Source organism: Falsiroseomonas frigidaquae, assembly GCF_012163145.1.
GTDB lineage: Bacteria > Pseudomonadota > Alphaproteobacteria > Acetobacterales > Acetobacteraceae > Falsiroseomonas > Falsiroseomonas frigidaquae.
Genome location: NZ_JAAVTX010000001.1, coordinates 506,163 through 525,412, shown reverse-complemented (window position 1 = coordinate 525,412; position 19,250 = coordinate 506,163). Strand labels below are relative to the sequence as shown.

15 protein-coding genes are annotated in these 19,250 nt (G+C 68.7%); 7 read left to right on the top strand and 8 right to left on the bottom strand.

All coding sequences use genetic code 11. The features are described 5' to 3' along the window. Positions 1 to 410 precede the first annotated feature (410 nt). The gene (locus HB662_RS02535; RefSeq protein WP_168046797.1) at positions 411 to 4,259 is read left to right on the top strand and encodes a glycosyltransferase; all 3,849 of its coding nucleotides are present in this window, start codon (positions 411 to 413) and stop codon (positions 4,257 to 4,259) included. A gap of 192 nt (positions 4,260 to 4,451) precedes the next feature. On the opposite strand, the gene HB662_RS02530 is transcribed toward HB662_RS02535, so the two are convergent. From HB662_RS02530 to HB662_RS02520, 3 genes are all read right to left on the bottom strand, one after another. Beyond that, positions 4,452 to 5,468, bottom strand: a complete 1,017-nt coding sequence (locus HB662_RS02530) for a sensor domain-containing diguanylate cyclase (RefSeq protein ID WP_168046795.1) — start codon at positions 5,466 to 5,468, stop codon at positions 4,452 to 4,454. A gap of 320 nt (positions 5,469 to 5,788) precedes the next feature. Further along, positions 5,789 to 6,556, bottom strand: a complete 768-nt coding sequence (locus HB662_RS02525) for an FkbM family methyltransferase (protein WP_168046793.1) — start codon at positions 6,554 to 6,556, stop codon at positions 5,789 to 5,791. A 208-nt stretch (positions 6,557 to 6,764) separates the two neighbouring features. Beyond that, the gene (locus HB662_RS02520) at positions 6,765 to 6,995 is read right to left on the bottom strand and encodes a hypothetical protein (protein WP_168046791.1); all 231 of its coding nucleotides are present in this window, start codon (positions 6,993 to 6,995) and stop codon (positions 6,765 to 6,767) included. Between the two features lie 405 nt (positions 6,996 to 7,400). Between HB662_RS02520 and HB662_RS02515 the strand changes: the two genes are divergently transcribed. Continuing rightward, positions 7,401 to 8,990, top strand: coding sequence for an ABC transporter substrate-binding protein (locus HB662_RS02515; RefSeq protein WP_245185381.1), 1,590 nt, complete (start codon positions 7,401 to 7,403; stop codon positions 8,988 to 8,990). Positions 8,991 to 8,992: 2 nt separating this feature from the next. Continuing rightward, the gene (locus tag HB662_RS02510; protein ID WP_168046789.1) at positions 8,993 to 10,237 is read left to right on the top strand and encodes an aminotransferase class III-fold pyridoxal phosphate-dependent enzyme; all 1,245 of its coding nucleotides are present in this window, start codon (positions 8,993 to 8,995) and stop codon (positions 10,235 to 10,237) included. Here the strand turns inward: HB662_RS02510 and HB662_RS02505 are convergent. Together HB662_RS02505 and HB662_RS02500 are read right to left on the bottom strand one after the other, a co-directional pair. Further along, positions 10,212 to 11,705 (bottom strand): M81 family metallopeptidase, encoded by a 1,494-nt coding sequence (locus HB662_RS02505; protein WP_168046787.1) that lies wholly within the window; start codon positions 11,703 to 11,705, stop codon positions 10,212 to 10,214. The genes HB662_RS02510 and HB662_RS02505 overlap by 26 nt on opposite strands. Positions 11,706 to 11,820: 115 nt before the next feature. Further along, the gene (locus tag HB662_RS02500; protein ID WP_168046785.1) at positions 11,821 to 12,369 is read right to left on the bottom strand and encodes a cupin domain-containing protein; all 549 of its coding nucleotides are present in this window, start codon (positions 12,367 to 12,369) and stop codon (positions 11,821 to 11,823) included. Positions 12,370 to 12,624: 255 nt separating this feature from the next. On the opposite strand from HB662_RS02500, the gene HB662_RS02495 reads away from it, so the two are divergent. Next, positions 12,625 to 12,978, top strand: coding sequence for a PH domain-containing protein (locus HB662_RS02495; protein WP_168046783.1), 354 nt, complete (start codon positions 12,625 to 12,627; stop codon positions 12,976 to 12,978). Positions 12,979 to 13,098: 120 nt separating this feature from the next. On the opposite strand, the gene HB662_RS02490 is transcribed toward HB662_RS02495, so the two are convergent. Then, entirely contained in the window at positions 13,099 to 14,025 is a 927-nt protein-coding gene (locus tag HB662_RS02490; RefSeq protein WP_168046781.1) for a CatB-related O-acetyltransferase, read from the bottom strand. 217 nt (positions 14,026 to 14,242) lie between these two features. Between HB662_RS02490 and HB662_RS02485 the strand changes: the two genes are divergently transcribed. Both HB662_RS02485 and HB662_RS02480 read left to right on the top strand, forming a co-directional pair. After that, entirely contained in the window at positions 14,243 to 14,677 is a 435-nt protein-coding gene (locus HB662_RS02485) for a DUF2231 domain-containing protein (RefSeq protein WP_168047593.1), read from the top strand. Then, complete coding sequence (locus HB662_RS02480) at positions 14,677 to 16,059, top strand: PQQ-dependent sugar dehydrogenase (protein WP_168046779.1); 1,383 nt, start codon at positions 14,677 to 14,679, stop codon at positions 16,057 to 16,059. The genes HB662_RS02485 and HB662_RS02480 overlap by 1 nt, the downstream gene beginning before the upstream one ends. A gap of 20 nt (positions 16,060 to 16,079) precedes the next feature. Here the strand turns inward: HB662_RS02480 and HB662_RS02475 are convergent, their stop codons facing one another. Next, a complete protein-coding gene (locus HB662_RS02475; RefSeq protein ID WP_168046777.1) occupies positions 16,080 to 16,562 on the bottom strand; it encodes an MgtC/SapB family protein in 483 nt (160 codons plus the stop codon). A 109-nt stretch (positions 16,563 to 16,671) separates the two neighbouring features. Here HB662_RS02475 and HB662_RS02470 point away from each other — a divergent pair, with 109 nt between their 5' ends. After that, on the top strand, positions 16,672 to 17,445 hold the full coding sequence (locus HB662_RS02470) for an SDR family NAD(P)-dependent oxidoreductase (protein WP_168046775.1): 774 nt from the start codon (positions 16,672 to 16,674) through the stop codon (positions 17,443 to 17,445). 36 nt (positions 17,446 to 17,481) lie between these two features. On the opposite strand, the gene HB662_RS02465 is transcribed toward HB662_RS02470, so the two are convergent. Continuing rightward, complete coding sequence (locus HB662_RS02465) at positions 17,482 to 19,077, bottom strand: diguanylate cyclase (RefSeq protein WP_168046773.1); 1,596 nt, start codon at positions 19,075 to 19,077, stop codon at positions 17,482 to 17,484. Positions 19,078 to 19,250: the final 173 nt, after the last annotated feature.

Below are 19,250 nucleotides of genomic sequence, written 5' to 3'. Positions count from 1 at the left end.
TCTTCGCCACGCCTACGAGGCGCCGGCTAAAGCGCGGCGTCTTCCGCTCCGTCATCGAGCTGAACCAGGCCATCCGCCCCTACCTGGACGCCCATAATGCCGACCCGAAACCCTTCCGCTGGACCGCGCCTGCCGACACTATCATCGGCAAGCACCAGCACGGGAAACGTCAACTGTAATCATTCCACTAGCTTGCACCACATGGCGGCAGGGGGCATGGTAACAAACACTGATAATTTTGTTTTCAAATCGAAGTCTGATTGCGGTCGCCTTGGTGAATGCTCGCGACCGGGGCGAGGCGACCGGATCTTTTCTGCTCGATACGAAAGCACGGCTTCGCGGGAACCTTTCAGATAATGCCTCCGACTTCCAAGCGCCCTCGATGCAACGCTTCTGGGCGACTATTTATTGTGGATCCGAATCTTCGGTCGTTATCGGGTCACTATTTCACCTATGTTCACGTTCTGACGAAAGCGGCCGAGGCTCGGGGCGTCGCCTGTCATATATTCGGTCACCAGGATGTCGAACCCGTACTCGCGGCGCAGCATGGCATCACGCCGGCCTATCGGGCCGATATCTGGCGCAATGCCACCGACGAGGGATACCTCAGCGATTCCAACTTCGGGATCATCAACCGCGAGTTTCTTGAGGACACCATCGCTGCATTGGCAGGCTTCGAGCTCAATGCCGCCGATACGATCTTCTACCCGACCTTGACCGGCGGCCAGCTGTCTGGAATTGCCGGTGTCGTAGAGCAAGTCGCGCCTGGTGGCGCCCGGCACGAAATTCTGCTGCGCTACCAGCCCGCGTTTTATGAAGGCGCCGTTGCTGCCGCGGCCCTGCGCCGGCTGGAAGCAGCCGCGGTGCGGCAGCCCATCCGCCTCAGTTCCGACAGCCACCGGCTCGCCTACTCGCTGGAGGCACTGACCTCCCTTCCCGTTTTCGTCTACCCAATTCCGCACACGAGTGACCCCGCGCCGTACGCGTCCCGCCGCGACGAGGACGGCCAGCCATTGCATCTCGTCAGCCTCGGCAACGCCCGGGGCGAGAAGGGCCTGGCGGAGATCGCCGAGGCGATCCGCCGCAGCGCCGGCCAGGGTTGGGGCGCCAGGCTGCGGTTCACGCTGCAGGTCAACGACCCGTCGGACGACGTCGTCGCCTGCGTCGCCGCGCTGCACGCCAATCCTGACCCGAGGGTGACCCTGATCTCCGAGCCGCTGGAGCCCGAGGCCTACCAGGCGCTCCTGCACTCCGCCGATGCTGTGCTGGTACCCTATCACCACAACGTCTACGAAGCGCGTACCTCGGGCGTGTTCCTGGAGGCTGCGGCCGCCGGCAAGGTCGTGATCGCAACAGCCAGCACCTGGATGGCCGACCTTGCGGAAGCGCAGGACCACGGGCTGCTGGTGAAGGACCGTTCCGCGCGTGACCTGGAACGTTGCCTGCAGCGGCTGGCGGACGACTTTCCCGCGCTGTCGGCAAAAGCGCAGGCCGCCGCCGGGCCTCTGCGAGCTGTCCACAACCCCGCAAACCTGCTCGACCACGTACTCGGCAACCCCGCCATATCTGCCGCCCTGCCGCAGCGCCGGCACGCCGCCATCTTCTACCCCTGGGGCGACATCGCAGGTCGCAGTGGCGCCGCGGCGCGCACCACGCTGCTGGCCAAATACCTGGCGGAAAGCGGCCGCGACGTCCGCATCCTCTATCTTGGTGACGAACAGCTGGAGCTGGCGCCGGGCATCGTCGCCGAGGGTTACCGGACGCCGTTCAGTGCGCCCAACCCAATGAGGACCAGGGTCGCCAGGCTCGTCGACTCCCCGGCCGACCAGGCGTCCGACAGCAGCGTCCACCTCTACTACCATCTCTGGCCGGCGCTGGACGACGGCTTCGTGCGCCGCTGCCAGCGCATGGTCCGCTGGGCCGACGACATCTTCGTCGAATACACCTACTTCGCCACCGTCGTCGCGCCGATGGCGAGGCGGGAAGACAAGACCGTCGCGCTCTCGGTCCACGACCTGCTTTCCGAGGTCTGCCGAGGCTCCGAGCCGCTCTACGGCTTGACCCGCGCCGTGGAACGACTGGCGCTGACGAGCGTCGACCGTGTCATCGTAGCCAATAGTGACGAGGGCCGTATCTGCGCCGAGGACGGCGTTGCAGTGACCGTCATCCCGCATCCCATCGATCACGAGACACTGCGAGCGCATTCGCCCGAGACAGTACGCGCCATCCTGGAGGGAATCTTTGAACTGCCGCTGGAGGGGCGCTCGATGTGCCTGTTTGTCGGCAGCCGGTTCGGCCCGAACTGCGTCGCTGCCGAGGCGGTACGCGAGATGGCGGTGCGCAGCCTGTCTGATCCCCGGCTCAGCAATGTCATCTACGTGGTGGCGGGCCAGGCGCATGAACCGATGCGGACGGAGAATTTCTTCGCGCTGGGTCGGGTCGAGGACATGGCGCTAGACGTGCTGAACCAGGCCGCTGCGCTGGTACTGATCCCGCTGCGCGACGGCACCGGCATGTCGGTGAAGACCGTCGAGGCGCTCGCCCGCGGGGCGGCCATCCTTTCGACCGGTGTCGGCATGCGCGGCTATCCCGTGATCGACGGGGAACACTGCGCGATCGAGAATGACCTTGCCCGCTACCCCGACCGCATAGCAACGCTGCTGGCGCAGCCAGACCAGCTCGACCGGCTGCGCCTCGGCGCGCGGACGCTCGGAGAAGGTTATGACTATCGGGTGCTGTTCGAGGCGTACCGCCTGCCGCCGGAGCCCGATGCGCGCCGTGTCATGCCGCCCACTGCGGCCGGCCTGACCGAGTTCATCCGGCGCTTTGCCGCCGGTGGCGGGACTGCCGAAGGTCTGCGCTGGGTGATGCAGCACATCGACGTCGACGCACTCGGCTTCGAGGACCTGGCTGCGCTGGCGCAGGCCTGCCTGAGGCTGGCGCCGGACGATCCGCGCAGCCGGCAGCTGATCGACAGCGCCTGGCGCCAGGTCCCGGACTCAGTCGATGAGCTGATGACGAAATGGGCCTTCCTGCGCCGGCGGGATGGCGAGCTGGCCTCGCGGGAGCAGTTTCTTGCTGAATTGCGACCGCTGCTCGACGGTGCCGAGACCAGCACCTTGGCGGCGCTGCGGCGACAGGCCTGGACATTCTTCAACGCCGGGTCCGACGGGGGCGGCGACGACGGGCTGATTGCCTGGCTGTGCGAGGGCATCGCCGCGCATGCGGGCGGCATAAGCGATCCGGAGCTCGCCTATATCTTTGCCCTGGTGAAGGAGCGACGGGGCGATCCGGCAGCCTCGGTCATTGAACTGCTGACGGCGGCCCTGGAGGGCGGCTTCGACCCGTCCTGGACCCGGTGCCACCGCGGACGACTGCGGGAATCGCTTGGCGATGCCGGCGGGCGCGATGACCTGGAGCGCGCCGTGCTGCTCGGCGGGGAGGCCGCGACCGAGGCCAAGGCATTGCTGGCGCAGGCAAGCGTGGATGCGCTCTGGCGGCATTTCGATGCCCGCGAGCATGCCGAGGTGGTTCGCCTCGCCGAATCGCTCATTGCTGCCGGGAAGAGCGACCCCGCTATCCACTACATCTTCGGCATGAGCCTGCATGAGCAGGGTGACCGTCCGGACGATGCGCTGGCGCAATACGACATCGCTCTGGCCAATGGCTTCGATGCGGCCTGGACGCTGTTCCACCGCGGCCGGCTGCGGGTGGCGTCCGGCGACGTGGCCGGCCGTGGCGACCTGGAACGGGTCCTGCTGCTCGACGGCGAAGCGGCTGCGGCTGCAAGGGGCCTGCTGGCTGAGATCTCGACGGCGCAGGTCGCGACGGTTGCCCGGCCGAACGAGGTCGATGCTCTCTGGCGCCACTTTCACGCCGGTGATCATGCCGCGGCCATTCTGCTTGCCGAGCGGCTGGTGCAGCAGGGCGCAACCGACCCGACGGTGAACTACGTTCTCGGGCTGAGCCTGCACGCGACCGATGGCAGGCAGGCGGAGGCGTTGCCGCAATACGACATCGCCCTGTCCCGTGGCTTCGACCCGGCCTGGACCCGGTTCCACCGGGGACGGCTGCGGCTCGCCATGGGCGATGCTGGCGGTATCGATGACCTGGAACTGGCGGCCAGCCTGGGCGGCCCGGCTGGCCGGGAAGCGAAGCAGGTGATCGATCAGTCGCGCGGCGCCAGGCCGCGGCAGGACCTGTTCGGCAGGGCTGCGAGCTATCTTCGTTCCATCCGCGCCTGGCGAGCGAATCCGTAGCGGGCCAGCCCCGGGCGTGCCGTAGACGGCGGCGCGCCGCTTCCATCGCAAGGTGGAACCGGCCAGTGTGCAAGGACGCGCTGCGGCCTTCCGTTCGACCGGGCTGCAAAAGGCGAACGCCCCTGCACGACATCGAGCCGGACTACGGCGCACATCGCGTTCCCGCCTGCGGCACACCGCTTGCGGGTCGGCTCAGGCCGCGAGCGAGCGATCGAGCCGGTACACCACGCAGGCTACCCGGTTCCGGCCCTCGTGCTTGGCGCTGTACATCAACTGGTCCGCCAGCATCAGCGCCTCATCCTCATCCGCCGGTGGCCGTTCGAAGGCGACAGCGCCTACCGAGACGGTCACGGGCCAGGCGCGCGAATCCATCACCGCCTTCACCTTTGCGCGCAGCGCCTCGGCCCGCACGGTCAGGCCGACGGTGCCCATCAGCACGGCAGCGAATTCATCGCCGCCCAACCGGGCGGCATGCTCCTCCGCCCCCAGCAGGTCCCGCAGCGCGCCCGCGGCGGATTGGATCACCGAATCGCCTGCCGCGTGGCCATGAACGTCGTTCACGCGCTTCATGCCGTCCAGGTCGGCATAGAACAGCGAGAACCCGCCCCCCGTTGTCCGCTGCCGCGCGATCGCGGCGCGCAGTGCGGCCAGGAAGGCGGGGCGATTGCCCAGGCCTGTCAGCGGGTCGGTCAGGGCCATCCGCCGCACCTCCCGCATCGCGCGGCGTAGTTCCAGGGCGGTGGCAACCGTGCGCGCCAGGCTTTTCAGCGTCTCCACCTGTTCCGGCAGCAACTGCCGCGGCCGGTGGTCCAGGACGCACAGCGTGCCGAGCGGATGACCCGCCGGGTTCACGAGCGGCACGCCTGCGTAGAAGCGCAACCCCGTTTCGCCCTGCACCACGGGGTTGTCGGCGAAGCGCGGATCCTCCGTCGCATCCCGCACCACCAGCGCCTGGTCCGGATTCAAAATCGCATGGCTGCAGAAGGAGAGTTCGCGCGGCGTCTGTCGTACATCGAGCCCGTAATGGGCTTTGAACCACTGCCGGTCACGGTCCAGCAACGTGACAAGGCCGATTGGCGTGCCCGTCAGCCGCGCAGCCAGTCGCGCCAGGTCGTCGAAGGCGCTTTCGCAGGCGGTGTCGAGGATCTCGTAGGAATCAAGGGCGGCGAGGCGCTCGGCCTCGTTCGCGGGGAGGGCGGCGGCGGGCATGCGGTTCCTCCTGGCGCTTGGCGGGAGCTGTCGGTCCTCCCGCCCGCTCCTCTATGCGGGGCTGGTCCGTTGCCGCGCCAGCACAAATCCGGCAGACGGACTACTCCTCACACAGCGGGACATGCCTGCACGCAGTCTGACGATTTGTGACGTTGGCGGGACAACCTCGGGCCTTCGCCAACCTTTCGCGCAGATATCCTCCAGACTTCCCGGGTCTGCCCGGTCTCGGCCGGGGAGGCAGCCTCGGTGGCGGGGCGAGAGGATGCGGCCACGGAGCATAGCGAGAAGGTGCCACGGCTTGCCGAGGCGCGAGATCGCGCTCAGGCCGGCAGCGCCACCAGGTTCTGCGTGACGTAGATCTCGCAACGCTTGACGTCATAGGGGCCGAGCGGAAGCAACGCGCCGTTGAGGCACATCCGGTGGATCGCGTAGCCTGGCAAGGCTGCGTAGAAGTCGCGCATCGTCACCCGGGTTGCGATATTGGCCGGGATGAATTCGAACTGGATCATGTCGATGCGCCGTTCGGCGATCGCCCGCGCGGCCCCTCGCAGCACGGCCAGGTCATAGCCCTCCGTATCCACCTTCAGCAGCGCGACGCGGTCGATGCCATGGCGGTCCAACACATCGTCCAGTCGTGCGCTCTCCACCGTGTGCGAGACCATCCGCTCGGAGTAGAACGCCACGGCCTCGGCGCTGAGGCTTGCCTGGGTGGAACCGTCCTCTGCGGCGAAGTCATGCAGGGTGACGCTGCCGCCTGTTTCCGCCAGCGCCATCTGCAGCGTCTCCACCGAGTCCCCCAGCGCGGCGGTCAGCGCGGCGTAGCTGCGCGGGTGCGGTTCGAAGGCCAGGATGCGCGCTCGCGGCGCCAGGCGGCGCAGATGCCGCGCGTAGTGGCCGGCATTGGCGCCGACATCCAGCAGCACGCCATCCTGCAGCCCGGCCGCGTGGCGCTTCAGGAAGGCTTCCTCCGCGGCGGTCAAGCCATGGCGTCCGGGGAAGCCGATCGCGATGCCGTTGCAGCGCAATGCGAGGTCGTACAGCGCCCGCGCCAGCCCGGCGGCAGCCGGGCGATTGAGAAGGCGAACCACAGGGTAGCCCAACCACCGCGACAGCCGTCGCCAGCGGCTGTCGCGCCAGATCAGGGTACGGACAGGTTGCGTGGTGGGTGCTTCCGATTGAGTCATGTATCCCCCTGGCCAGGATCGACGGCTCGCGCAGCCAACGCCGCCCGCTCCATCACGCTTCGGATCGGATGCGGAATCGCCTTTCCTTCAGGAGCCGTTGCAGAGTCGCGCCCTACCCCTGCTTTCCAATACAATCTGGCACCTGAGCGAGTGCGGCCACAGCCTCGCTGAGGCAGACCGCCGGCAGCGCCGGGGAGAGGATGGCCGCTGCGGTCTCCCGTAGTGCCATCTCCAGCGGCAATCCAGCGGCCAGTGCCTCGCGCTTGCCAGCGATCAGTCGCGGCCAAGCCTGGATCAGCCAGATTGGAGCTGGCAAGGGCAATTCGGGTTCTTCCACCATCATCTCCGTCTTCCGACCCGTTCGGGGTGCGGGGGTCAGGCAGTTGCACCTGCCCGAACCGCGTGGGGTGAACCACGCACGGATAATCCGCCCCGCCGCCTCCGCGCGGAGGCTGAGGCAATAGAACAAAGAGCGAACATAGAGTCGAGTCCGCTGCCAGCCCGGTCGAGCCGGCGGCACCCTATCCTGGGGGAAGCGAATCCTCGCCCGCCGGATCATCGCCCGCCTGGCCGAGATCCCGCACGCAACCTGCGCGGAGCCCTTCGGCATGGGGGGCGTCTTCCTCTGCAGGCCCTTTCGGGCCAGGGCATGCGTAGTATCCTAACCAGCGCCACGATGCAGGGCTGCAAGCGCATCATACCGGATATGCTGCCACACCACGACATCCGCCGTGCAAGGGAGCAACCCATGACAATGCGACGCCGCGATCTCCTGAAGGCCGCTCCGGCCGCCCTGCTGCCGATGCCGGCCCTGGGCCAGAACATGCGGTCCCGGACGCTCCGTCTGGTTCCTTCGACCGATCTGGTCTCGCTCGATCCGGTCATCTCCACCGCCCTGGTCGCGGTGCAGCATGGGTACCATGTCTTCGATACGCTCTATGGCGTCGATGGGCAGATGCGCCCGCATCCGCAGATGGCGGAGGGCCATCAGGTCAGCGACGACAACCTGACCTGGACGATCCGGCTGCGGGATGGCCTGCGTTTCCATGACGGCGAGCCTGTCCGCTCCCGCGACTGCGCTGCGAGCCTGGAGCGGTGGAGCCGCCGGGACGTCTATGGCCGCGTCTATGGTGCCGCCGTCGAAGCCTACGAGACGCCGGACGACCGCACGCTGCGCATCCGCCTGAAGACCCCCTTCCCACGCCTGCTGCAGGCGATCGGCAAGCCGCATTCCTCGCCAGCCTTCATGATGCCGGAGCGCATCGTCAAGGCGTCGCCGGACACGCCGATCTCCGAGATGGTCGGCTCCGGCCCCTATCGCTTCCTCGCCAGCGAGATGGATTCCGGCAACCTGTTCGCCTATGCGAAGTTCGACGGCTACCGGCCGCGCGACGAGGCGCCGAACTGGACCTCGGGCGGCAAGGTGGCGCATTTCGACCGCGTCGAATGGCGCGTGATCTCCGACAAATCCACCGCGGTCTCGGCGCTGCTGCAGGGCGAGGTCGACTGGATCGAGAACCTTCCTGCGGATCTCGAGCCGTTGGCCGCGCGCAGCCGCGATGTGCGGATCCAGAATGCCGATACGCTTGGTACCGTGCTGGTGATGCGCTTCAACCATCTGACGGCGCCGTTCAACAACCCGGCGCTGCGCCGCTTCGTGCTGGAGGTTGCGAAGCAGTCGGACTACCTGGCGACCGTCACCGGCGGCAGCCCGGATGCCTGGCGTGAATGCGCCGCGATGTATCCCTGCACGATCGCCGGCGTCGAGGAGATCGGCAAGGAACGCTTCGGCCGCCTGGTGGGCAACGAGGCGGCGATGCGCGAGGCGCTGCGCGCCACCGGCTACAACAACGAGAAGATCGTCATCCTCAACCCGGCGGACAGTGCGGCGCTGGCGCCGCTCGGCCCGATCACGGCAGACCTGCTGAAGCGCGCTGGGCTGAATGTCGATCTGCAGGACATGGATTGGGGCACGCTGCTGCAGCGACGCGGCTCGAAGGCGCCGGTGGAGGAGAATGGCTGGAGCATCTTCCACAGCACCTGGCCCAGCATCGCCATCGCCGACCCGGTCCAGAACACGACGATGCGCGGCGAAGGCTCGCGCGGCTGGCCGGGCTGGTACGAGAGCGCGGAGATGGAAAGCCTGACGGCACGGTGGCTCGCCGCGACCGATACGGCGGCGCAGGCGCGGCTGCAATCGGAGATCCATGCCCTGGCATTGCGCGAGGTTCCCACCTTGCCGCTCGGCATCTACTTCCCGAAGACGGCCTATCGCCGCGACCTGACCGGGGTGCTCGACGGATCCGTCCGCTATCCCTGGAACGTCAGGCGCGGCTGATCGTGACTCATCTCGTGGGCGGCGTCTCCAGCGCCGCGCGTGTGCTGCCCGAGACGTCCGGGGGTGCCTTATGCGTCGCACGATCCCAGGGCCCCTGGCTCTGGGACCTGGCGGGAAGGCGGCATGTGGACACGGCACTCGGCTTCGGCGGCACCATCCTCGGCCATGCCCCGGCCGAGGTCGTCGAAGCTGCCGCGGCGGCCCTGCGCAACGGCCCGCTTCCGGCCTTCGCCCATCCGGGCGAGGAGGCCGCCGCCGCCGCGCTCTGTGCCCATACGGGGCCGCTCGACAGGGCGCTGTTCGTCAGCACCGGCAGCGAGGCGGTGCACCTTGCCTGTCGCGCCGCGCGGGTTGCCACCGGGCGCCGGCGCATCGCCAAGATGGCGGGCGGCTTCGATGGCTGGCTGGACGACATCGCCTTCGGTGCGGCCGGTTCCGCCGAGGCGGCGTTTCCCGGCAATGCCAGGCCGGAGACCGACCGTGTCGCGCTGCTGCGCTTCAACGATGCCGAGGATGCCGAGCGTCTTTTCGCCGAGCATGACGACATCGCCGCGGTGATCGTCGAGCCGATGCTCGCCAATACCGGCTGCCTGATGCCCGCGCCCGGCTACCTGGCACGGCTTTCCGAGATTGCGCGCCGGCATGGCGCGCTGGTGATCATGGATGAGGTGCTGATGGGCTTCCGGCTGCAGGCGGGGCTGACCTCGCATGCGCTCGGCCTGGATCCGGACCTCGTCACGCTTGGCAAGGCGATCGGCAGCGGGCTGCCCGTGGCCGCCGTGGTGGGGCGGGAGCCGATCATGCGCGCCTTCGCCGATGGCCGGGCGGTGCGCGCCGGGACCTACAGCGGCAATCCGGTCTCCTGCGCCGCCGTGCTGGCGACGCTGCGCCTGCTGGACCAGGCGGATTATCCGGCCCTTCTGGCACGCGGAGATGCGCTGCGCCGGCACATCGAGACCTGCTTCGCCGATGCGGGCCTCGCCGTCAGCACCTGCGGCTATGGCAGCGTCTTCGCGATCTGGCCCGGCGCCCAGGCGCCGCAGGATTATGCGGAGGCGCTGCGCCTGCTTCAGCCGGGCTGGTCGCAGGCGCTGCATCTGCATCTGCGGCGCGAGGGGGTGCTACTGATGCCCTCCGGCTTCGGCCGCCTCTATCTGTCCTTCGCCCATGATGCGGAGGCGATGGCCCTGCTGGAACAGGGCTTCGCCGCCGCGGCGCGGGCTATGCGGGACGGCGCCGCAGCCTGACCTGCGGCGTGATGTCGAGGTCATCCAGCGGGTAGAAGGGCCGCGCCACGGTGAAGGGCAGCTCCGCGACGCGGTAGGAGGACATGCCCGGCGTGTCCACCGTGATGCATTCGCCGATCGCCGCGTAGTTCAGCGTGAAGTGGTAGCCCGAGCGGGTCACCACGACGCGCTGTTCCGCCGGCTCCACGCCCATGGCGCGGTAGTATTCCGGGTCGATGTAGGAATAGGGGAAGGCGGTCAGCACCACCTTCAGATCGCCGGCCCGCAGCACGGCATAGGGCCCGACCGTGGCGCGCTGGCCGGCCTCCGCCGGGCCGGCATAGACCAGGGATGCGCCGGCGCCTTCCGCGATCACTTCGCCGGTCATCGTCACGGGCGGCGCCATGCGGGAGAAGCGGCCACCGAAGGTGACGGTGACGGTGGCACCGAGGCCGGCGGCGCGGCAGGCCACCACCGCCTCCGCATCCGTGATCGGCACGATGGCGGGAAGCCCCGGGCCGCGCGCCAGCAGCGCGTGCAGGATGACCGTGCTGTCTCCCGGCGCGCCGGCTGCCACCCGGTCGCCCTGGTCGCCCAGGATCAGCGGCCGGTCGGTTCCGGCAACGGCGCGGTCCAGGCAGGATTCGAGGCTCGGATAGGCGCCGATCAGGCTGGCGCGGGCCTGCCACAGTGAGGCCGTGAGCTCGGCGACGAGCGCCTCGGCCGCCGCGGAGCGACGGTTGCCATAGGCCATCACCACCTGGCCCAGCCCCGCCACATCCAGGAATTGCTGCGCGTTGAAGATCGAGGCGTCGTGGACCTGTCCGGCCTCCACCGCCGCCCGCGCCCGTGCATGCAGGCCCTGGAGCGGTTCCTCATCCGTGCGGTCGTTGCCCAGCGTCAGCATCGGCAGGTGCGACCAGGCCAGCACCGGGTCCAGCGTCCCGTCGAGCATGGCCAGCGCGGCCGCCCCGGCACGCCGGCCGGTCTCGCCCTGGTCGGCATGCGGGTTGGTCAGGTAGCCCGCCAGCAGGTCGCAGGCCTCCAGCAGTTCCGCCGTGACATGGGCGTGCAGGTCGAAGGCCGCGGTGATCGGCACCTTCGGCCCGACGATGGCGCGCAATTCCTGCACCAGGACGCCTTCCGGATCCGCCAGAGTGGGCGTCAGCATGCCGCCATGCAGCGGCAGGGCGATGGCGTCGAAATCGCCGCTTCGCGCGGCGTCCAGCATCGCGTCCTTCACCTCCTCGAACACCGCATCCTCGACCGGGCCGCCGGATTGGGCGCGGAACAGCAGGGGCACCGTCACCTCGGCGCCCGCCGCATCCGCGGCGGCGATGATGCCGCCCAGCGTGGAGTTCGTACCCCGCGCACGCGCCACCGCATCGGCGCCCCCGGTGATGGTGAAGCTGTCCCGCCCCGTCAGGACCGGGTTGAAGCTGTGGGATTCCTGGGCGATGCCGCCTGCCAGGATACGTCGCGCTGCCATGCCTGCTCGCCCCGTCGATCTGGTTGTCGCGCGGTGATCAGAGGGTGTCGGCGCGCCAGGCGCAACGCCACTACTGGGGGTTGGGAAGGATTGTCGCCAGGGGACCGACGCGGGATCAGTAGGTGGGCGGCGTGATGGCGCTGATGATCGTGCTCACACCATCCGATGCGTTGCGGAACCGATGCGGCTGCCGGCTGTCGAAGTAGTAGCCGTCACCCTCCCGCAGGATGCTCGTCTGCTCGCCTACGGTGACCTCGACAGCGCCGCGGGTGACGATGCCGGCCTCCTCGGCATTGTGGGTGATCATGCCGTCGGTGCCCGCGCCAGGCGCGTAGCTTTCCGAGAGCAGCAGCATGCGGCGGTTCGGGTAGTCCATGCCGACGACGCGATGTGATACGCCATCGCTGCGGCCGATTTCCGTGAATGCTTCCGCGGGATAGAAGATGCGGGCCGGGACGGTGCTTTCCAGGTCGGCGAAGAAGGCCGATACCGTCTGCCCGAGCGCGTCCAGGATGGCTCCCAGCGTGTCGATCGACGGGCTCATCCGGTCGCGCTCGATCAGGGAGATGGCCGAGTGTGACACGCCGGAGCGAATGGCCAGCTGGCGCATGCCGACGCCCCGACGCCGTCGGAGATCGCGCAGCTTCATTCCCAGCATCGGCATGGACAACCTCCCGCGCAGCGATGCCGCGCGTCTGGTTTACGGAAATCATCCCGAACCTGTCAAAATCCTGGTGATAATTCTAGACGGCACGCCCGCGCCTTGTGCTGCGCCGCCTGCCGGCATCGGCATCGGCATCGGCAGCGGCATGCGCGTACACGACAGGCCTCGAAAAGGGCCGCTCTTGGATCGCCGGGTCCCGCATCCTAGCATCAGCGGCCGGCCGCGGCACGGCGCCGGCCGCGAGGGGAGACGGTCGTGAGCATTTTCAATGCCCTGATGGGCAATTCGACAAAAGTGGACCTGGCGAAGCTCGCCGATGAATTCGGCCCTCTGCTGATCGAAGGAGAACAGATCAAAGGGGCGTATCGCGTGGTGCGTGACATGTTCGTCTTCACCAACAAGCGCTGTATCCTGGTGGACCGGCAGGGCGTTACCGGCCGCAAGACCGAGTATCTCAGCATCCCCTACCACGACATTGCGCGCTATGCGGTTGAAACGGCAGGATCATTCGACATGGATGCCGAGCTGAAGATCTGGCTGCGTGGCGACTCGCAGCCCATCGTCAAGCAGTTTCCCAAGGTGGCGAATACATTGAGGTTCACCGCATGATATCTGAAGGTGTTCTCAAGTAGTTCAGGATTGAGCCTCGCAAACCCTCGGCCGCCGGTATTTCCAATCCGGAATCTCCCAGCCCGGTATTCCCAAACGGTCTCCAGGCCGGCGCCTGCGTCAGAACGGCGCCATCCAGAGCAGGCCGTCCGGCGCTCGCCTGACAACCGCCCCCTGGAAGGCCGCAGGCTCCAGGCGCCCCTCGGCGATGGCGGCCTCGATGCGGTCTGCGCTGTCTGCCGGATCTTCGTATCGGAGCGCGGCGCTGATCGGCGCAAGATTCCAGTTCCACCACTCCAGCCGCAGCAGACGCTCCCGCAGCGCCTCATCAAGGCGGAATTTGAGGATCCTGCCTGGCACGCCGGCTGCCACGCCATAGGGCGCGACATCGCGACTGATCACGGCGCCTGCAGCGACGATCGCACCGTGCCCGACCTGGCATGCGCGCCGGATCAGCGCATTTCCGCCGATCCAGACATCATTCCCGATCTGGACCGGCCGCGCGCCATAGGCCCGGAATCGTCCCGTGCCGCGCCATGCCTCGTATGGCGGCCCCAGCCGGCGCGTCCCGTTGTACTGGAAGGGGTGCGAACTCAACCATCCGGTCGGATGCTCGGCCGGGCCGATGGTGACGCTGTTGGCGATGGAGCAGAAGCGACCGATGCGCGCGTGGGATATCTCGCCGCTGCCGACATAGCTGAACGCGCCGAAATGCACCTCGCCCAGCATCGAGGCATGAATCGAGCAGGGCCCCTCGAATACGCCGCATTTCAAATTTGCGAAGCGTTGAAGTGCGTTGACGTTGACCCCGACCGCCCCCAGCTGCGCCGGCCGTTCCAGCCGCACGGCGCCTTCGCAGAATTTTTCTATGGGGAGTGACGCGAGTTCATGACGGGCGCTCATGCTTCGAAAGCTCCGTGCCGTCGTCTGTTCCTGGTCATAGGTGGAGTTGTCCCAGCTTGAAATTGGCGCCGTTGCGGCGCCGATCGCCGAAGCGCCGCCCGCCATCAGGCTTGGCAGCAAGCATGGCGCGAACAGGATGCTCAAGGGACCGAAGCACGAGAAGCACCCGGCCGACCCGAGTGGCAGCGCAACGCAGGCGCGTGATGCGGATCTCGCCGGGATACCGCCGCATCCTCCCGCGCTGCCAGCTCGCGGCACCCCAGGTGGGAACCTTCCGGCGGGTCGATCCGTTCACCTGGCTCCCCGCCGCCGGCTTGCCCGCGCTGCGGAACCAGGAATGAGAGGATCCCCCGTGGTCGCCATGACAGCATCCGGGGTCGCACCCGGCTATCTGAGGCCGCTGCACCCGCTGCACGCCATCCTGCTCGCCTTCCCCTTGCCGCTGTTCCTGGGCGCGTTGCTCAGCGACATCGCGTATTCGGCCACCTTCCATGTGCAATGGGCGAATTTCGCATCCTGGCTGATCACGGGCGGGCTGGTGCTTGGCGGCTTCGCCCTGCTGTGGGCGCTGGTCGACCTGATCCGCGGCGGCGCCGCGCGCCGCAAGTCGCGCGGCATCTACTTCGTCGTGCTGCTCGCCATGTGGGTGATCGGCTTCCTCAATGCCCTCGTCCACGCCAAGGACGCCTGGGCGACGATGCCGGAGGGGCTCTATCTGTCGGTCGTCGCCACGCTGCTCGCGCTGGTCGCTTCCTGGATGGGGTATTCCGGCTTCCAGCATCGGGAGACAAGGTGATGCGCGCGACCCTTCTACTCGGCGTGGCCGCCATGGCGCTGGTCGCCTGCGACGGCGATCCGGCTCCCGTCGAACGCGGCGCCAACCCGACCCTGCCGGCGCCGCAGCGCGGCCTGCTGCCGAACATGACCATTCCGCGGCCGGCCGGCTGGGGCACCGAGCGGCCGACCGTGCCGCAGGGCTACACTATCCAGGCGATCGCCACGGATATGCGGATTCCGCGCCAGATGGTGGCGTTGCCGAATGGCGATATCCTGGTCGCCGAAGGCTCTGGCGGCAACGCACCCACGCTGCGGCCGAAGGACTTCATCGCGGGCATCATCAAGAGCTGGGGCAAGTCCTCGGTCTCGGGCGGCAACCGCCTGACGCTGCTGCGCGATGCCGATGGCGACGGCACCTATGAGACGCGCAACATCTTCGCCAGCGACCTCAACGCGCCCTATGGCCTGGCGCTGGCCAATGGCTCGATCTACGTCGCCAACCAGGATGCGCTGGTGCGCTTCGACTATGTCGAGGGCCAGACGGAAGCCAGCGGGCCGCCGGTGCAGGTTACCGGTCTGCCGGCCGCCATCAACCATCACTGGACCAAGGCGCTGGCCGCCAGCCCGGACGGCCGGTTCCTGTATGTCGGCATCGGCTCCAACAGCAACATCACCGAACGCGGCATGACCGCCGAGGTGGACCGCGCGATGGTGTGGGAGATCAATGCCGAAACCGGCGCGCACCGTCCCTACGCCACGGGTCTGCGCAACCCCACCGCGCTGACCATCCAGCCCGGTAGCGGCCAGCTCTGGGCGGTGGTGAACGAACGCGACGAGATCGGCCCGAACCTGGTGCCGGACTACCTGACCTCGGTGCGGGAGGGCGCCTTCTATGGCTGGCCCTACAGCTATTGGGGCCAGAACGTGGATGAGCGGGTGCGGCCGCAGAATCCGCAACTGGTCGCCGCCGCCGTCGCGCCGGACTACGCGCTCGGCTCGCATGTCGCGGCGCTGGGACTGGCCTTCTCCACGCCCGCGATGGGCGCCAGCTTCGCCGATGGCGTCTTCGTCGGCGAGCATGGCAGCTGGAACCGCAGCGTGCCGTCCGGCTACCGCGTGGTCTTCGTGCCGTTCGAGGGCGGACGCCCGGCCGGCGACGCGGTAGATTTCGCCACCGGCTTCCTTAACGCTGAGGGCAATGCCCGCGGTCGCCCGGTTGGCGTGACGATCGACGCACGCGGGGGTCTGGTGATTGCCGATGACCTGTCGAATACGATCTGGCGGGTGACGGCGAGCCAGCCGCAACCGGCTGCGACGCCCGCAGCCGCCGTACCTCCGGCTGGGGCGCCCGCGGCTGGCGATACCCCGGCTGGCGATACCACGGCGGCGCCGGGCCGCTGACGCCCGGCGGTGGCGGGGGTTCACCCCTCGCCGGCGCCCGGCTCGGTATCGTCCTTCGGCTTCAGCGGCGTCAGCACATACAGCGTCACCGCCGTGAACAGGCAGATGGTGACGGCGACGTGGTAGCTGCCGAGCGCCACCGCCGCGCCGATCGCGCCGGTGGCCCAGATGCTGGCCGCCGTCGCCGTCCCCCGGATTTCCGCGCCACCCTTGAGGATGGCGCCGGCACCGATGAAGCCGATGCCGGTGATCACACCCTCGATGATCCGTGCCGTCGCCTCCGGGTTGTTGCCCATCATCTCCTCGGAGGCCTGCACGAAGCCGCAGCTGGCGATGGCGACAAGCGGGAAGGTGCGCAGCCCGGCGCTGTTGCTCTCCCTCTCCCGGTTCCAGCCGATGATGAAGGCCAGCATGTAGGCGAAGCCCAGGTCGCGGATGTTCGGGCCATAGGCCGGCACCAGGTCGCGCAACGCATCGGGTAGCCAGCCTTGCATCAAGGTCATCCTCCTCTCAAGCTGCCGCGCGAAGCCGCGGGCAGGCAGCAGAACCCGGCGACACCGACCGGGTTGCATGGCCGGAGACCGCGGTACGGGGCAGGGGGGATGCGACGGCATGCATGTGGTCCTGATCACCGGCGCGGGCCGCGGCATCGGCCTGGCCACCGCGCGGCGCTTCCTGGCCGAAGGCTGGCGCGTTGCGCTGCTGGATATCGAGGCCGGCCTGCTCGATGCCGCGATGGCGGAGATTGCGCAGCCAGAGGCAACGCTGGCGCTGCTCTGCGACGTGGCCGATGCGCCCGCGCTTGCTGCCGCCATCCGGCGCACGCACGCCCATTTCGGCCGGCTGGATGCGCTGGTGAACAATGCCGGCACCGCAGTGTTCAAGCCGATGCTGGAGACCACGGCGGAGGAATGGGCGCGGGTGCTGGCGGTGAACCTGACCGCGCCGTTCCTCGCGGTGCAGGCGGCGGCGCCGCTGATGGCGGAAGGTGGCGGCGGGGCGGTGGTGAACATCACCTCCATCTCCGGCCTGCGCGCCTCCACGCTGCGGGTCGCCTATGGCACCAGCAAGGCCGCGCTGGCGCATCTGACCAAGCAGCAGGCGGTCGAACTGGCCGGCCTCGGCATCCGGGTGAATGCGGTGGCACCGGGGCCGGTCGATACCGCCATGGCGAAGGCGGTGCACACGCCGGAAATCCGCCGCGACTACCACGACACCATCCCGCTGAACCGCTACGGGCTGGAGAGCGAGCTGGCGGAGACGATCCTGTTCCTGTGCAGCGACCGCGCCAGCTACCTGACCGGCCAGGTGATCGCCGTGGATGGCGGCTTCGAGGCGACCGGGATCGGCCTGCCGACGCTGCGGGCCGCGCGCCGGAACATATAGCCGAAGGGGCTGCCGCCGGGCCGGCGCCGAGAAGGCTCAGCGCGACAGGTTGCTGGCGCGCATCTCCTTCGGCGCTTCCGTCACCATCCGCACTTCCACCCGGTTGCGCCCCTTGGCCTTGGCCAGGAACACCGCCGCATCGGCCCGCTTCAGCAGGTCCTCGGGCGATTCATCGCCCGGCAGCAGGCCGGTGACACCGAGGCTGGCGGTCAGCCGCGCCGGAACCTCGTCACCCGTGAACAGGAAGCTGTGCCGGGCGATGGAAGCGCGCAGACCCTCGGCGAGGGAGGCACCCTGCACCGTGCTGGCGCCGGGCAGCGCGATGGCGAAGATCTCGCCGCCCAGCCGGCCGAAGCTGGCCTTCAGCCCCTCGGCCTGAGCGCAGCCGAGCTTCGCCACCGCCTGCAGCGCGGCATCGCCCGCGGCGTGGCCGCGCATGTCGTTCAGCGGGCGGAAATGGTCCAGGTCCATCACCACCAGCGCCAGCGGGCTGCCCTGGCGGCGCGCCTCCGCGAAGGATTCCTGCAGCCGGCGCAGGAAATGGCCGCGATTGCCGATGCCGGTCAGGTCGTCGGTTTCCGCACGCTGGCGCAGTTCCGCCGTGCGGGCCGCCACGTCCGCCGTCAGGCGCACATTGCTTTCCGCCAGCAGCGTCTCCGCCTCCCGCCGCTCGCTCAGCAGGGCCATCAGGACCAGGGCGTTGGTCGCCATCAGCACGATCATCATGCCGACCGCGCGCAGCGGGTTCGGCACCACATCCGCCTGGAACGGCCCGAGCCCTGCCAGCGTGCCGACGGTCGCCACCACGGAAATCAGCGTCAGCAGGCTGTAGGCGGCACGCAGCGAGATGCGCAGCGTGACCCAGGTGACCGGGATGGTCAGCAGCACCACCGCCTCCGGCTGCACCAGGGCGGCGGCCTGCGGCGGCAGGGCGAAGACCAGGGCGGCGAGGCCGGCCGCGGCGGCCAGCACCGCGCGATCCCCGGTCGCGGAGGCCGGCCGCGTGCCATCCGCCAGGATGCGCCGGCCTGGCGAGGCCGGGGTGCGCTCCAGCCCCATCCACAGCATCAGCGTCGGCGCGAAGAAGAACACGCCCCCGGCCTCGCACAGCGCCCAGCGCGAGAAGACGGAATAGGCGGCCTCCATCGGCAGGCCGCCGACCAGCAGCAGGGCCGCGGTGCCGCCCAGCGCAGTCAGCACCGCCTGCAGCACCACGCATCCGGCGACGAAGCCGAGCACCCCCTGAAGCCGGGTGAACAGGCCGGTGGGCGGCCGCAGCGCCCGCGTCAGCAGCGCGCCGGCCAGCGGCCCGAGGCTGTTGGAGACGGAAATCAGCATGGCGCCGAGGAATCCCGCCTCCAGCAGCAGCCAGTTGACCGCGAAGGAGCCGAGGAACAGCCCCGGCACCAGCCTGGCGCCGCCCATCATGCAGGCCACCGCGGCAATGCCCGCCGGCAGCCAGATCGGCGCCGGGAACAGGCCGTATCGAGAAAAGAAAGTTCCGACCGCGGCGCCGAGCCCGGCATAGAGCAGCGCCACCGCGAGGTTGCCCAGCAGCAGGCGGCCCGGACCTGACAGCTCGAAGCGCCGCTCGCCGGCCGGGTTCGAGTGCCTGGGCTGGTGCGGCGCCACGGACTGAGATGCGGTGGCGCTCGAGGCGTAACCGCCCTGGGCTGGATATGGCATCGGGTCGGTGGATCTCACTCGTCGCGGGATGCGGGCGGGGCGTCGAGGTACTCCCGCCCGCCGATCGGGACCGGTCAAACGATCACGTGCAGCGTAAATAAGTTTGGCATCCCCATGCG